The 15,068-nt window shown below is 52.5% G+C and carries 9 protein-coding genes; 4 read left to right on the top strand and 5 right to left on the bottom strand.

Going from position 1 to position 15,068, the window contains the following annotated elements:
• Positions 1–548 precede the first annotated feature (548 nt).
• Both IPN95_31295 and IPN95_31290 read right to left on the bottom strand, forming a co-directional pair.
• Positions 549–6,068, bottom strand: a complete 5,520-nt coding sequence (locus tag IPN95_31295) for a T9SS type A sorting domain-containing protein (protein ID MBK9453802.1) — start codon at positions 6,066–6,068, stop codon at positions 549–551.
• 413 nt (positions 6,069–6,481) lie between these two features.
• Positions 6,482–6,724 (bottom strand): hypothetical protein, encoded by a 243-nt coding sequence (locus IPN95_31290; GenBank protein ID MBK9453801.1) that lies wholly within the window; start codon positions 6,722–6,724, stop codon positions 6,482–6,484.
• A gap of 163 nt (positions 6,725–6,887) precedes the next feature.
• Between IPN95_31290 and IPN95_31285 the strand changes: the two genes are divergently transcribed.
• The 4 genes from IPN95_31285 to IPN95_31270 are packed head-to-tail and all read left to right on the top strand — an operon-like array spanning position 6,888 to position 11,958.
• Complete coding sequence (locus IPN95_31285; GenBank protein ID MBK9453800.1) at positions 6,888–7,178, top strand: hypothetical protein; 291 nt, start codon at positions 6,888–6,890, stop codon at positions 7,176–7,178.
• On the top strand, positions 7,175–8,656 hold the full coding sequence (locus tag IPN95_31280) for a gliding motility-associated C-terminal domain-containing protein (GenBank protein MBK9453799.1): 1,482 nt from the start codon (positions 7,175–7,177) through the stop codon (positions 8,654–8,656). Before IPN95_31285 ends, IPN95_31280 begins: the two co-directional genes overlap by 4 nt.
• 3 nt (positions 8,657–8,659) lie before the next feature.
• Entirely contained in the window at positions 8,660–9,724 is a 1,065-nt protein-coding gene (locus tag IPN95_31275; GenBank protein ID MBK9453798.1) for a type IX secretion system membrane protein PorP/SprF, read from the top strand.
• 29 nt (positions 9,725–9,753) lie between these two features.
• Positions 9,754–11,958, top strand: coding sequence for an OmpA family protein (locus IPN95_31270; protein MBK9453797.1), 2,205 nt, complete (start codon positions 9,754–9,756; stop codon positions 11,956–11,958).
• A gap of 186 nt (positions 11,959–12,144) precedes the next feature.
• On the opposite strand, the gene IPN95_31265 is transcribed toward IPN95_31270, so the two are convergent.
• The 3 genes from IPN95_31265 to IPN95_31255 form a co-directional block, all read right to left on the bottom strand.
• The gene (locus IPN95_31265) at positions 12,145–12,978 is read right to left on the bottom strand and encodes a hypothetical protein (GenBank protein ID MBK9453796.1); all 834 of its coding nucleotides are present in this window, start codon (positions 12,976–12,978) and stop codon (positions 12,145–12,147) included.
• Between the two features lie 201 nt (positions 12,979–13,179).
• Entirely contained in the window at positions 13,180–14,502 is a 1,323-nt protein-coding gene (locus tag IPN95_31260; GenBank protein ID MBK9453795.1) for a PorT family protein, read from the bottom strand.
• Positions 14,495–15,067, bottom strand: coding sequence for an RNA polymerase sigma factor (locus IPN95_31255; GenBank protein ID MBK9453794.1), 573 nt, complete (start codon positions 15,065–15,067; stop codon positions 14,495–14,497). Before IPN95_31255 ends, IPN95_31260 begins: the two co-directional genes overlap by 8 nt.
• Position 15,068: the final 1 nt, after the last annotated feature.

The raw sequence follows: 15,068 nt of genomic DNA, 5'->3' as shown, positions 1-15,068 counted from the left end.
CATTGTTCGTGAGCTGTACGTGAGTGTATTTTACCACTAGTTGGTAGCGAAGTTAGGAGGTTTTCCAGAAACTGCACTTTCGGCTTGCCGACAGTTTGAGGTAATTGCCTGAAAGCACTCAGTTAAAATTGCCTCCCAACCCTCCAATTGGATGAATGCATCCATCCCTTGACATCAGCAATGCGCATTTTTGACCGCTGAGTAGCCACGACTGTTTACCCGAAGGGTAAATTCACACAATCTTCATATCACATGGGCCGTCGCTTGGTAACATGTTCACCTTCCTCTAAAGATTCGGATCCAGACTCAATCCCCAGAATTCAACCCAAAGTGTGATTGGCTGCGCCGATTTTCAATTCTGAGAAACGTGAGTTCAGCGAAGCTAATTCTGGAAATTCCGTTCCGAATTCACCCCAAAGTGTGATGGGCTGCGCCGATTTTCAATTCTGAGAATTCTGCTCAATTCTGCTCAAATTCTGATTCATTCAGCACAACAAAAGGGGCCACACCAATGGTGCAGCCCCTTCTCAATTCATTGGAATCAACGCTTAGCGCTGTACCACCAAACGTTTGTGGGCAGTCACGCCGTCCACAGTTACGCGCAATGTGTACACGCCAGCGGCGAAGTCATTCAGATTTACGCTCTGCTTGTACAGACCGCTTGGCTGATTGCTGTTGTCACGCAATACCACCACACCGCGGGCGTCAGCCACTTCGTAGCTCACTTCTGCATCAGCATTCATCGCCACCGTGAAGGTGAATCGACCGTCGTTCGGATTCGGATACAAGCCTACGTTGAAGCTGTTGAAGCCATCGGCGACGCCAGCACAGACATCCACAAAGATGGACACGGTTGCGCTATTGGAACAACCATTGCCGTCGGTAAAGCTGTAGGTGATGGTCTGAAGACCAGGACCTGCAGTCGGTGCGGAGAACTGATTGCCTGTGACACCGGTACCGCTGAAGGTACCACCACTTGGGCTGCCCGTAAGGGTGACCGGCGTGTTGTTGGTGTTACAGATCGTGTCGGTAGCTGCGCTCGCCGTCACCGTTGGCAATGCATTGAAGGTCACGTTGACGGTGTCGCTGTCAGAGCAGCCAAAGGTATCGGTCAAGGCAACGCTGTAGCTGCCCGTCGTTGTAACACCAATCGTCTGCGTCGTAGCTGAAGTGCTCCAGTTGTAGGAAGATCCAGGGATGCCAGCATCCAAGGTGACCGTATTGCCTTGGCAAGTAGTGGTGTCAGCACCCAGGTTCACCACAGGGAATGGGGTGAAGGTGATCGCCACGGTGTCGCTTGCACTACAGCCGATGCTATCCGTCACGTCTACCGAGTAAGTACCGTTGGTGTTCACGAAGATCGTCTGCGTGCTGTCGGCGGTGCTCCAAATATAGGTCGAACCAGGATTGCCGGCGTCCAGCGTTGCATCGGTTCCACAGAAGTAGCCGTCGTTGCCCAAGTTGATCACAGGCAATGGATTGGCGAATACGTATGCCGTATCGACACCTACGCAACCTGACAAGGTATCGGTCACCGAGACGATGAAGTTGGTGCTACCATTTGCAGTACCCACCGTGTTCGCAGCGGTTGGCGTAGCCAAGGTTGCATTGGGGCTCCAATCATACGAGTAGCTACCCAACATCCAGAAATACATGTTGGGGCGCTGCGTGATCGCCGCCGTCACGGTACTGTTACCACAAACACCAGCAGCATCTTGATAGAAATACACAGAGGAGCTGAAAGCCGTCGTGCTTTGGTTCACAGACACGTTGTCGGCGTACGCGGCATTGTTGTGGCATGTTTCCACGATGATGTTGGAGGTGCCATCCCAATAGAAGTTGCTCGTGAATGGAATCGCCACGACCCCCACAGCAGGCAAATAACTTGGAGCGGTAAAGACCGAGGTAAATGTCGGTGCTTGGAATGCGTTGATCGAATTGACTGTTGTCAACGCCAGCTTGATCTCGAAGTTGTCATGTGGCACCGCAGCATTCAAGCTCGTCACATCAAACGACATCGCGTTGATGAAACCGGCACCGATGTTCTGAGCTTGCAATTCCGAGGCAAGGATCAGCATTTGGTGACGTGAACCCCAATAGAAGTTGCCAAAAGGTGCTGGATAGCCAGTAGACGTATTCGCAATCGTACCCGTTCCAACTTGGAAGTTAAGGGGGTTGGTGGTCGATGTCAAGGCAATGCTATCGCCTGCGCAGATTGTATCTGGCGAAACGGTAGCGGTCACGGCGGGCTTAGGGACATACGAAATCGCAACACTCTCGACCATACGGCAACCTGCGGAGTCCAATCCTTGGACGGTATAGACCGTAGAGCCTGTTGGGCCTGCATTGACAGCGCTACCTGTAGCCGTGTTCAATGTAGAAGAAGGTGTCCAAGTGTAGTTGTAACCGGTGTTCACGCTGGATGCCGTCAAAGAAACGGTGTCTCCGCTGCAAGAAGTATTGCTGGAAGCAGCGATGGCAATCGTGTCAGCAGTATTCACAACGACAGTGACCGGTACACGGGCCGTGGGGCAACCTGCAGTGTAATGGATTCGACCATTCCAGACCCTTGTTGCGATGGTCATACCCGCAAAGGCAGTACCGCCATGTCCTTGATAAACCTCAAGTGCTGCATTGGATGAACCCAATGATCCAAGTGCGCCCCCATTGGTATAAGCCACCGAGCCACTTGGACGGAAGATTTGGAATGAATACGTCGCACCGGCGGGAATTTGGAGGTTCAACGCATTGGTGATCGGTGTTACCTGGCCCGTACCAAAGGCCGGAATGGACGGCGTCGCAATCAACTGTGTCCATCCAACGTTGCTCGTTTGAGAACCCGGAGTCAAAAGGTAGTCATTTGGGCGATACCAAATTTCCCATGCGCCTGCTGTGGTGGTGCTGGTGTGCCCGTCAAAGCCGGTGATCGTGATATTGGTAAGCGCCTTCACCGTAAACGCGTTGCCAGAGGATCCGTTGCCAGCAGCATACGTTGTGGTGTGGGTACCACCAGCGCTTCCAGCTCCTACATAGTAGGTCGTCGTTGCTGTTGGGACCGTCACAAATGGGTTTCCAGTATAAAGCACTGATCCACCTGTGAGCGAATCATACCACCGAATTTGTTGTGTCGAAGTCGCATACAAATAGGCTGTATCAATTCCGCAAATCGTGTCGCCGATGGCAACCGGAGGTGTGACATCAATCACATTGATAGTGTCCTGAGCACTTGGAATCAGACCGCAAACCAATGCACGGTAGAGAATCGTATCGGTAGGGGCAACCCGGTAGGGGCTCGTCGTAGCACCTGTCGTGGTCCATGTGGCGCCGTTGTTGGTCGAGAACTCCCAAACAAACGAGGTGCCGTTTTGGCCGCTGATCGTGAGGCTGGTGCTGTCTCCAAAACAGACACTCGAAGGATTTGCCGTGGCAGTACCGCCCGAGAACGTGCGGTTGACGGCAGTCATCGCATCATTCGTAAGGTTTTGGTCACCCGCCGTCGTTGCTGTCGCATTGAAGGTGTAAGTGCCTGCAGCCGACATGTTGACTGTACCGACTGGCACGTCCACGGTGGCAGCAGGGGCCAAGCTGCCAGTATTCAACGTGAAGTTGAGGGTGGCTGTTGTGGCGCCAGTCACGTTGGTCGTGATTTGCACGTTGTTGGTGCCAAAGTTGATCGTGTTGATCGAGCTGTTGCGAATCCGAATCGACACCGGCTCATTGGCAGTGTAGCAAGCACCTGCGGTAGGCAAAGCCAGCGTGACGGCAGCAACATCCAACGTGGTCGGAGTATATTCGTCGTAGCCGATATCCGGGGTGGTCACGCTACGCGTCTGATTGTCGATGTCCCCCGTGACCCAAGCGATCACCGAGGCGCTGTTGTTGGTGACACCAGCTGTTGCATGCAAGTCGGAAGCCGCAGGGTTCACGAAGACAGGGTCTCCAGACACCGATGCCGCATCTTGGCCCACCATAGCAGCCTGCCAGTTGGCGAGCGTTGCATAGTCGGCCGCGTTGCCTTGGCCAAAAAAGCCTTGTGCAACCGTAGAAATGAACACGTTATTGTTGTTGCTGATCGAGCCCGTATTGCCGGTGAGCGTTGCAGACGTGCTGCGCATGCCCCAGTGGCCAGCGGGTGCGACTTGCGCGCCAGTTGCATTCACAAAGTTATTGTTGCGGCAATTGATCACCGGACCACTCGCCGTGCCAATTTCATAGCAAACACTGGAAATGTTGGCATTCGAAGTCAGATCCAAGTAAACCGAGTTGTTGTCCACGTTAATGTTGCTCGTAACCAAGCCACCGCCCGCAGCTTGTACAAAGATTCCTTTGACTTGCTTGGTAGCAGTCGCAACACCCGTGTAGGCAGACCGGAGGTCGCTGACACCATTGTTGTACACACGCAAGCTATGACCAGCCGTCGTGGCAATGTTGGAACGAATCCCGCAAAGGTTCGTCGTCGCCGTGGTAGATGTGTTGCGGATCAGGCTCACGTTGTTGCGATGGACATTCGTGGTGCCTTGTGACAACTCCACCAAAATACCGTCGACCGTACCTGTACCACCAACGTTTTTCACGTTGTTGTTGAAGATGCTGCCGCCACTTTGGTTGCCAGTGCGGATGCCATAGGTCTGCGTACCACCACCGTTGCCGATGTCGTTGGCAGTGGTACCGCCGATGGTATTGAACACGGTGGGAGAAAGTGTACCGATTTGGCAAGCCAAATCAGGAAAGGTCGCATTCCCGAGCAAATAAATACCCGCATACACGCTCTGAATGTTCAGATTGGTGTAGGAGTTGTTGCTGTTTGCGCCTAATGCCGAGGTAGGGGTGGTAGCTACATTTTGCCAGATACCGATGGTGCTGGTCAACGTACGGTTCATTGAAACCGTGATGTTATTGAAAGCATTGAACTGTGCACCATTGGTCGCAGCATTATTGATCACAGCGATGCCGCGGTCTACGACGGAAGTTCCGGGTGTAGATGTCAAGTTCAAGTTGCTCACGCCGACATAATCTGACCCAACCAAAGCAAAAATAGGCTCCGTTGCAGTACCCAATGCGGTCGAGGAGGCGCCGTTGGCAATACTGCCGCTCGCGTCACCGTCATAGTTCAAAGTCGAGGTACCGGTGACAGGCTGAATCAAAACCGTATTCACCGGGCTTGTTCCTGCTACCGATCCGACAACGATAGGAAACCAGTTGTCTCCGCCGCCGACAGCGTTGTTGTAAAGTGCGTCGGTCAAGGAAATCACGACAGGACCCGCAACACCGCGATGGTTCAAATCCGCGATCGCCTCAGACAAGTTGGGATAGGCACCCGTAGAGCCTGCAGTATAGGTGCCGGCTGCCAATGGACTTGGAGCACCAGGTGTCAAGCGATAGTTGCGTGTCGGCCAGTCCGTGGCCGCTTGCATGAAGTAGTTACCGGTGTTGGAGGAGCCTGTCACGACATCCAGCCATTGTCCGACACCGCCGGTTGTACTTTTACAACCAATCGTGGCAGATTCTGACACGCTGACCGTTCCGGGCGTAACTGTACCGTAGTGAAATTCAATCACGTTGGTACCTTCATAGAGCTTGACCTGAAACCTCAGCCTTTGGGTCGATCCTGTGTAGTAGGAAAGGCAACTCCACTCGACAGTCATTACCTGCGAACCTACAGTTCCAGCCAGCTGATAATAGATGCCACCACCGACATCCACGGTCATGTCATCCCACCAAGCAGTAATCGCTGCGGATGGCGTTCCAGTTAAAAACATATTTGCATTTGCAGCGCTCCCTGCCAGACCTGAGGCGCCAAGGGCCATCCCACCGTTGGTGTTCACATCCAGGGTCGTATAGGGCGTTCCGAGGTAATTGAACGTAAAACCAATCGGAATACCCGCTTGCCCGACATCATCCCCCGTAGCGGTCGAGACCATAGTTCCAGGCCCTCCGATGATGGAAGTAAACGTGCTTGTGAAGTAACTTCTTGTCAAAGGAAGCTGCGCATTCAAAACGCCGCCCCCTGCAAACAGAAGCACCCCCAAAAGCAAGACTTGTAACAATCTTGAGTAAGTGTTTCTCATACAATTAAAAGTTAATGATCCTGAGCCGCTGTTGGCAATGCTGATTAAAACGCCCAATTTAAGCATTATTTATTCATGATTCGTTGACCTTGAAGCAACTCAATGCAAAAATTGATTTTCCACATTCCCCGACCTTGAAAATTGCCGTACCTCCTTCATCACGAATGGCACCCTTGCCAAAGGCATTAAATTGACCTTCACCCCTTTCTATTGGGGTCCAAATCCACACCATCGAGCCTTATTGCTGGACAGAGCCGATGACCTTGAAGCGTTGTTTTTGCTGTTCCTTTTTCGTTTCTTCGAACGCAAATAGCCATCGCAGGAATATTTATCAACGTTGCGTAGTGTCATGTTGACACTACCTGAATTCAGTTTAAATTGGTGGCTACCTCTCCCGAATTGTGCTGACGGCTTCACCGCGGATGCAGCAGTGTGATGAGGACGGATTTTGGATCAAGAATCGATCGACAATGCAGAGAATTTACTTGAATTGTTGCCTGCTGCTGTTTTCCATGCTTTTGCTCCCTGCCGGAAGTAAAGGCACGACCACAGCCGGCACGACCGCACGCAATGTCAATACCGCCGACGGCATCGTCACACTTGGCGGCATACCCGGTACCAATGGACCCGATTGGGAAACCGATGAGGAATTTCAAGGGTTCTCCCCAGTCAATTGGTATTTCACATGGGATGACAACAACCTTTACCTCGGTCGAATCGGGGGCAATAACTCCGAAGGTTCAGTGATTTACATCCGTGCCGATTATCCTGGGGCTACGTTTGACAATCGCGCACGCTTATACGATTTACTCAATCCGGATGTCACTCCCATGGGGGGCGTCAATTTCCAACGTCGGCGACGGCCCAAGTGTCGGTGTGAACGACGGTGTACCCATTTCTGCGCGTCAACCTGGCGGCTGCGATGTCGGCGATTCGACAGCGACCCGCGGGTGGGGCTGCTACCCTGTCATCGGCGGCGTCGGCTCCACCGGATGTGCAGCGCTTGCACCCAATGCCGGTCCCGACGACAGCATTTGCCAGACCGCGACCGCTCACCTTTTGCTCGCCAATACCCCTCCGGGAACTGCCACCGCACATGGAGCGTTGTGAGTCAGCCGCTTGGTTCGCCGCCGGTCACATTCACCGACCCCAACAACCCCAATGCCTTTGTGCAGAATTTGCAGGGATTCGGCCCTTACGTTTTTGTTTGGGACATCAACTATGGCGGCTGTCCCTCCTTGCCCGACACGGTCGTGATCACCCGCGTGCCCAATTCCTCCACCGCCAACACGATGGCAGATACCACGCTCACCTGCAACGGCGACACCCTCACGCTGCGCGGCAACGATCCGGGCAATGGCTGGAGCATCTGGACGACAAGCGATCCAGGCATCACTTTGCTGAATCCTTCCGATTCGATCACACAAGCCTTTGGCCTCGCGCCGGGCCTCAATGTATTCACCTACGCGATCACGAACGGCGTTTGCCCCGTCACGACGGCGCAAGTCAATGTCTATGTCCCCATCAATGTCACGGCCAATGCCGGACCCGATCAGCAACTTTGTTTGGCCAGTAGCGCCACTCTCGCCGGCAATGATCCCGATTCGATCCAAACGAGCGCCAACGGATTCTGGTCACAGGTCTCAGGCCCCAACAATGGAATTTTTACCAATTTGAGCCAGAACAGCAGCAATTTTTCGGCATTGATCCCCGGTCAATATACCTTGGTTTGGTCTGTCACCAACTTTGACTGCCCGATGGCAACCGATACCATGGTCATCACCAACTACCAAAGCGTGATCGCAGATGCCGGTGGAGACCAAGTGTACTGCTTCCCCTCCGATGGCGAATTGCTGGGCAATAACATTTATAGCTTGAGTTCGACAGCGGTAGGTCTTTGGACGCAGCTTTCCGGTCCGACGCAGGCGGGAATTCAGAATCCTGACACTTTCTTCTCCTTTGTCAACAACCTCGTCGCCGGCAGTTATGCCTTTTCGTGGTTGGTTTCCAACGGCGTTTGTCCGCCGGACTCTGACGTGGTGCGCTTTGACGTCTATGACATTCAGCCGAATGGGGTCATCGACAGCCTGCGTCCCGACAGCGGCCAATCCAATGGCAATATCATCGTTGCGCTGCCGAGCGGGGGCATTTCGCCGTACACCTACAGCATCGATGGCCTCAATTTCCAATCGAATTCGACCTTTGACAGCCTTGGAGCGGGAATCTATGAGATCATCGTGATGGACAACAACGGTTGTGTAGATAGTTTTCTGATTGAACTGGATTCGATTCTACCGACTATTCCGCCACCTCCCAGAGACACCCTAAAAGTACCGACAGGATTTTCGCCGAATGGCGACGGGACCAACGATACGTGGGAAATTCCCGGCATCGAGGCCTTCCCCAATGCGCGCATCGATGTCTACAACATCTGGGGCGGCTTGGTCTACAGTTCGGCCGGCGTGTACATTCCTTGGAATGGGCAACGTGGAGGTCAGGATCTGCCTGCTGCCAATTATTACTTCATTCTCGACCTCAAAGCCGAAGGTCAACCCGTGCTCAAAGGCTCCATCACCATCCTCAGATAAGACATGCAACAACATCGACACAAAGTCCTGCTGAGGTTTGCGCACTTGCTCTTTTGGGCAGTGTTCCTCTACGGATCGGCCCATGCGCAACAGCGGATGCGCTATACGCAATACCTCCTCAACACCTTCCTTACCAATCCTGCGGTCACGGGCGTCGAACCTTATGCAGACGTTCGGGCGGGATTTGCACAGCAATGGGTTGGATTCAAGGGCGCGCCAAGAAGCGTTTACTTGACCGCAAACAAAGGTTTGTACACCCGCAACATTCAGGGGGAGGACATCATCCTCAATTCGCTCCCCGCCCACGGTCGTGGCAAGGTCGGACCCACAAGCACGATTTTGCCGGGCGAAACCAAAATTGGCGCAGGCGAAGGTCCCAATTTCCACATGGGCGTCGGGCTGCAATTGTTCTCCGAATCCACCGGCCCCATCGCTTACAACGGTCTGACCGGTTCCTTTGCTGCACACCTGAAATTGGTCGGCAAGCTGCGAATGGGCCTTGGCGCTAGCATGGAAATGCTCAACTACCGACTGAATCCCGCCACGATCGAGATGCTCAATGACAATGACATCGCCTTGGCCACCAACCGAGTGAGTTTGTTGCTGCCAAGCTTGAATGCAGGCGTTGTGTTTTACACGCCGCGTTTCTTTCTCGCAGCTGCTTCGCGGCAGGTGCTGCAAAACCGTATCGAAATCAATCCGGCGAATCCCGTGATTTCCGGCTTGGAAATCCACTACTTTGCCCAAGCGGGCATGCGCGTCAAACTTGCGGAAAACATCCTGCTCACGCCGTCATTGGCAGTGCGCACCGTGAGTGCTGCACCGCCGTCCATCGATCTCAGCCTGCAAGGCGCCTACAAGGACCTGCTCTTTTTGGGCATGACCTACCGCCACCAAGATGCCTTGGCTTGGATGGCAGGCTTTAGGTTCAATCAAAATTTCCGGTTGGACTATGCTTATGATTACACGACCACGAGCCTTGGCAAATTCAATTCAGGTAGCCACAGCATCGTCTTGTCAGTTTGCCCGGGCTATGGGAAAACAGGTGGAAGGAGGTATTTCTGGTGATGAATACAAACACGATGAATCCGCTTCGAATGATCAGAATAGGCCTCTTCCTTGCCTTCTGTTTGCCGATCCTTGGAATGGCGCAAGGCACGTTCAAGGGCACTGCCCTGCCGGCATCGGTCAATTCGGCCTACGATGAACTCGTTCCAAGGCTTTCTCCGGATGATCAGACGCTCTATTTTGTGCGCCATCAGCACCCCGGCAACCAAGGCGGCCGCGGGGGAGGACAAGATATTTGGTACACCCGACGCGACGCCAACGGGACTTGGGAACCCGCTCAAAATGCCGGCGCCCTCCTCAACAATGTACACCACAATTTTGTGGGTGGTGTTGCAAACGAAGGCAAAACGCTGGTTTTGGGGAACACTTATGGCACCACGCCACAAGAAATCAGTCCAGGATTTGCATTTAGCAAGTTTGTCGGTGGCAGTTGGAGTAAGCCGCTCACCATTGAATCCACGACCAATGACCCGATCGGAGGTCGCTATTTGGATTTTTACTGCACCATGGATATGCAATGGATGATCGTCTCCAAATTGGCAGACGATGGGCTACATGAAGACCTTTACGTTTGCCATCTTATCAAGAATTCAGTCTGGTCGGAGCCCAAATCCCTAGGCAGCATCATCAATACCAAGGGATTCGAAACCGGTCCGTTTCTTTCTGCGGATACGAAACGCTTGTTTTTTACCAGCAATGGCCATGGCGGACAAGGAGATGCGGATATTTTTATGTCCGAACGACTCGACGATTCCTGGACCAATTGGACCGATCCCGTCAATTTGGGAACCGAATTGAACACAGCAGGTTTTGACGGGCACCTGATCCTGGACAGCAAGGAAGATAAGGCCTATTTCGTCTCCGGACCGAGTCCGACGGCGCTCGGCGACATTTATGAGATTCCGGTTGCAGAGATTCCTGCCTTGCGGAAGCCCGCGCCTGACACGCTGCGCATCTTTGCACTCGCAGGCGTGCCTGTGAATTTGCAGCTTGATCCTTATGGCGTCAACACGGAGAATGCCACGTTTGTCTCCACCAAACCAATTGACGGGCCGGGAATCGTCACCAAAGAAAATGGCAAGCCCCAATTTGTCTATCAGCCGGATGTGAATTTCCAAGGCGTCGAACACCATCAATTTACCCTCTGCGATCCGCCGCAAAGCGACAATTGCCGCAAGGTGATTCTCGAGGCAACCGTCACGGCGCCCAACAAGCCGGTGGTGCAGCGATTCGAATTGCGCACGCCCAAAAACAAGCCGGTGGACTTCAACTACATGGTCGATGGCTTGTCGTTGCCGGAGACCAAGCGGAATTACAGGCTGCAACCCGGACCTAAAGGCGAAGTTGTCGTTCCAGAAGGAAGCAATGCCGTGTTCGTTTACCGCCCCGCAAAGGACTTCGTGGGCACTGATTCCATTCCGGTTTACGGCGTATGCCCCAATGGCGAGACCTCCAATTGCCTCAGGGCGGTGGTAAAAGTCATCGTTTATGACGAGCAGCCGGTGGTGGTGGCCGTTGACACCCCAAAAGTTGTGGTGGTTGTCGATACGCCCAAGGTCGTGGTCGTAGACATTCCGAAAGTCGTGGTCGCCGATACACCTAAAGTCAAGGACGTCGTCGTCTCCGGCATTGTCACGGACGAAAAGACCGGCAACCCGCTTGGAGCTGAGTTGACATTTTTCGTCAAAGGAAAAGAAGTCAAGAAGGTGGAAAGCGATCCCAAAACCGGAGCCTATTCCGTGACGCTCCCTGCCGGTGTTGAATATTCCTTCGAAGGGAAACAGCCTTATTACTTCCCGGTCAGCGATTTGGTCTCTACTGCTGGAAAGCCGACGATCACTGGCCAATTGACCAAAAACGTTGCCATGAGTCCGATTCCGATGGAAGCCGGACAGACATTCGTCTTGAAAAACATCTATTTTGACCTCGACAAGTCGATCTTGAAGCCTGAGAGCAAGGAAGAACTCACGCGATTGTATGACCTGCTCAAAAATTATCCGACGATGGAAATTGAGGTTCGTGGGCATACCGACAGTCAGGCGAGCGACGATTACAACCAAAAATTGTCGGAATCGCGGGCATTTGCCGTGGTCAATTATCTGAAATACAAAGGTGTGATGGGCTACAGGCTGGGTAGCAAAGGCTTCGGCGAAAAGGTCCCGGTTGCCACCAACGAAACAGAAGAAGGCCGCGCCCTCAACCGCCGCGTCGAATTTACCATCCTGAAAATGTAAGGCCAATAGCGAAGGGGGCGCTCACAACGCATTTTGTGAGCGCCCCCTTCGCGAATTTCTTCACACTCACACTCCGCACTCACACTGAAAAGGGGGGCAATTGCCCCCGATAAAACGGCTGTTGGAAGAAAAAATAGAAACTACTGGAATATCCTGGCAGACATGACCTTGTCGGTCCAATGTCGTTTATTCTTGTGTGAAGGAGAGTGCAACCATCGGTTCGCCCTGCCGATTGGGGATGAAAAACGCTTTCAACCGCGTTTTTACCGCCGTGTTGAGGTCGGCGGCCAAATCAAAAACGGGTGCCATGGCCTCCTCTAATCCGGCATCTTGGGTTGATTTGGAGACTTTTCCGCCTTCAGAATCCTTGAAAAAAGGATAAGACAGGCCATAAAAAGTACGCACCAAATAATCGTGATTGCGCTCAAGGCTCTCCTTGCTCAATTCGGCAAACATGGGGTGCAGGTGCAATTGCTTGGAATCTTGTTGGGTCATTTTCTGACCGCGAAAGAAATTGGGTTGGATCAAGGAGAGCTCATGCGCATCCAGTCCATTTTTGCCCAACCATTCCCGCAATTCCAAAATGCCTTGTGCATCCAAAGAAAGGATACTGCTCGCCTTACGTACTTTTTCTGCAAGTGCTGCGCTTGAGGTGCGTTCGAAGAGATAAACCAAATACTTGAATTCCAGAGCGGGATCCCAGTTTTTGGGCAAATCAGAACCGCCCTCCTGTGCCCGTTGCACATCAGGCAACAGGCACAGGACGCGTAACATGTCTAGCACAAACCGACGACCGCTCTTTTGGGTTTCAGAGAGGTGCTGCGGCTCATGCAGCCTCAAAAGCTGCTCCAGATAAACGATTTTGTTGTTTTCGGGTGAAAAGGATTCGGTATCAATCTCGGAAAAGCAGTCAATCGACGCCTCCAGATTCTGCGCAGCCAATGCCGATTCTAGTCCGCTTTCATTTTGGGGATGAGAAGCAGAGGCAAGGTGAGCGATCTCCGGGTGGCGAGAATTCATCTTGGGTTCAACAATCAATTAATTCGGTAAAACAACAAAGATCATTTTCAGAAGCGCTCCGGCTGCATGTGACCACGGTTGCGAAGGCATTCTAATTGGGTAGATACCTGTATGCTGCCATAGGTTGCAAGCGGGGAAAAAATAATCAAAAAGCTGAAGGGGTTTTGGTTCAGAATTGATCTGAAGGGGATGCTACAAGCTTCAGAAATGGTAGCTCAGACCGCTGAGCAGGCTCGTCGAAACTGGTCGACGCTGCGAAAATGCATATTCGTTGCGCATCACGCCATAGCGCAGACCTGGCTCAAGCTGCATGCTGAGGCGGTCATGCAGGCGATAGCGCAACCCCGTGCTCAGCAGCAGGCTTGCCTGCGAAGGCTTCAGAATATCATCTGTGCCGGAACTGCGGCGACCGGCGATGCTACCGTCTGCTGTCTGCAAATAATTGTCGTAGTGCAGGAAAAAGCTTCCCGAAACGCCAGTTGTGACGTAATAGTCATAGTTTTTGGCATGGATCACGTTGTACTTCAGCGAAACCGGAACCTCCAGCGAATAAAGGTCGAGATTACTCTGATAAGCAGTCGCATCCTTTCCAAAGGTGTTCACCGAAGCAAAGGTGGTGCTTTGACGGTTGATGCAAGAAAGTCCGGCACGCAACGAAAAACGTTCGTCAAATTCGTAGGAGGCACGCAAAACTCCAGCGTAGGCCACGACCGGCGAAAGGCGATTGGTTTGGGCTTGGGCAGGATCATCGGCCAAACCGCGTGTGCTTCTCGAGCCCTGACCGAGTGGCGTTGTGCTGGCAAATGCCATGTCGGGGGCAAAACCTGCACCAACTTCCCAGCGTCCCACAGGCTTTTCATCATCCTCGGACTCGAAAGCTGTGAAACTGTATTCCTTGTCCTTCTTTTTATCGGAAAGAAGGTTGCTCAGACCACCGTTTGATTCCGAAAAAGCACCAGCAGAAACATCTTGAACGCTGCGATGATCACGCAAAGACAATGGATCGGACAATGCAGGCTTCCGGGACATGATCGCAAACCGGATCATGTCCGTGTTTTTGGGAATTTGCTCCAGCACTTTCTTCAAGTCAGGAATAGCAATCGTATTACCGTCAGTGGTGGTCACCTTTTCGTTGGAGGAGGCGGCAAAATTCAAGTTCGAATTCAGCTTTGACCGCACGCGGGTCGGCTTGGTCAAACCATCCGTCATCAAAACGGGTGAATTGGATTCGATGCATTCGAGTTCTGCAAAAGTCGGCATTTGAACTTGCGACTTCAATTTGCGTGCAGACATCCAAACGCGATCTTGTGTTCCTTGGAAAACAAACATCCACGTGCTCAAACCAAAGAGGAGCAAGATGGAGGCCGCAGCGATACTTCTGTAAAAGAAGACCTTGCGACGGAGCTGATCCTTTTCCAACTCCGAATTGATACCTGCCCAGACTTTTGCCGAGACTGGCATTTCCGCGCCTTGAAGCCCTTCTTCAAACGCACGATCTACGATATGTTGGCCTAATTTACGCATGGCCAATCTCCCTTCTGATGAATATTTGCTCGGGTTCCAGCATGCGCTGAAGCGATTTGCGGGCCCTTGCAAGCTGTGATTTTGATGTTCCGATGGAAATGCCGAGTTGTTCGGCGATTTCTTCATGACTGTAACCTTCGATCGCATACAGGTTGAAAACCATCCTGTAGCCATCAGGAAGCGACTGAACCATTTTCATCAGGTCTTCGGCTTCGAAGTAGTGGTCCAACAAATCATCGCTGGGTTCTTCCTCGAGGTCATCAATTCCTGAAACGATATGGAGCCGCGAATTTTTCTGGTATTGGCGAATCGCAACGTTGGTAAACACCTTGCGAATCCAGCCTTCAAATGATCCTGTACCTTGATACGTCTCGATTTTCCTGAAAACGCGCAGAAAACCTTCTTGGAGAATGTCCTCCGCTTCTTCGCGGTTTTTGGCGTATCGGTAGCAAACAGCCATCATTTTGCCTGAATACAGATCAAATAGCTGTTGCTGGGCCTCCGGCTTTCCAGCCATGAGTCCTTTGAGCAATCGCTTCTCGTCGTTTTGAAATGTAAACAGCATT

Source organism: Bacteroidota bacterium (genome assembly GCA_016718825.1).
Taxonomy (GTDB): domain Bacteria; phylum Bacteroidota; class Bacteroidia; order J057; family JADKCL01; genus JADKCL01.
The sequence above is the reverse complement of the archived record's forward strand: the minus strand, read 5'-3'. Positions and strand labels throughout refer to the sequence as shown.

Excerpts from the sequence above, each read along its gene's own strand:
- IPN95_31295 (MBK9453802.1), bottom strand. The coding sequence starts at position 6,068 with ATGAGAAACACTTACTCAAGATTGTTACAAGTCTTGCTTTTGGGGGTG.
- IPN95_31285 (MBK9453800.1), top strand. The coding sequence starts at position 6,888 with ATGTCACTCCCATGGGGGGCGTCAATTTCCAACGTCGGCGACGGCCCA.
- IPN95_31275 (MBK9453798.1), top strand. The coding sequence starts at position 8,660 with ATGCAACAACATCGACACAAAGTCCTGCTGAGGTTTGCGCACTTGCTC.
- IPN95_31270 (MBK9453797.1), top strand. The coding sequence starts at position 9,754 with ATGATCAGAATAGGCCTCTTCCTTGCCTTCTGTTTGCCGATCCTTGGA.
- IPN95_31265 (MBK9453796.1), bottom strand. The coding sequence starts at position 12,978 with ATGAATTCTCGCCACCCGGAGATCGCTCACCTTGCCTCTGCTTCTCAT.
- IPN95_31260 (MBK9453795.1), bottom strand. The coding sequence starts at position 14,502 with ATGCGTAAATTAGGCCAACATATCGTAGATCGTGCGTTTGAAGAAGGG.
- IPN95_31255 (MBK9453794.1), bottom strand. The coding sequence starts at position 15,067 with ATGCTGTTTACATTTCAAAACGACGAGAAGCGATTGCTCAAAGGACTC.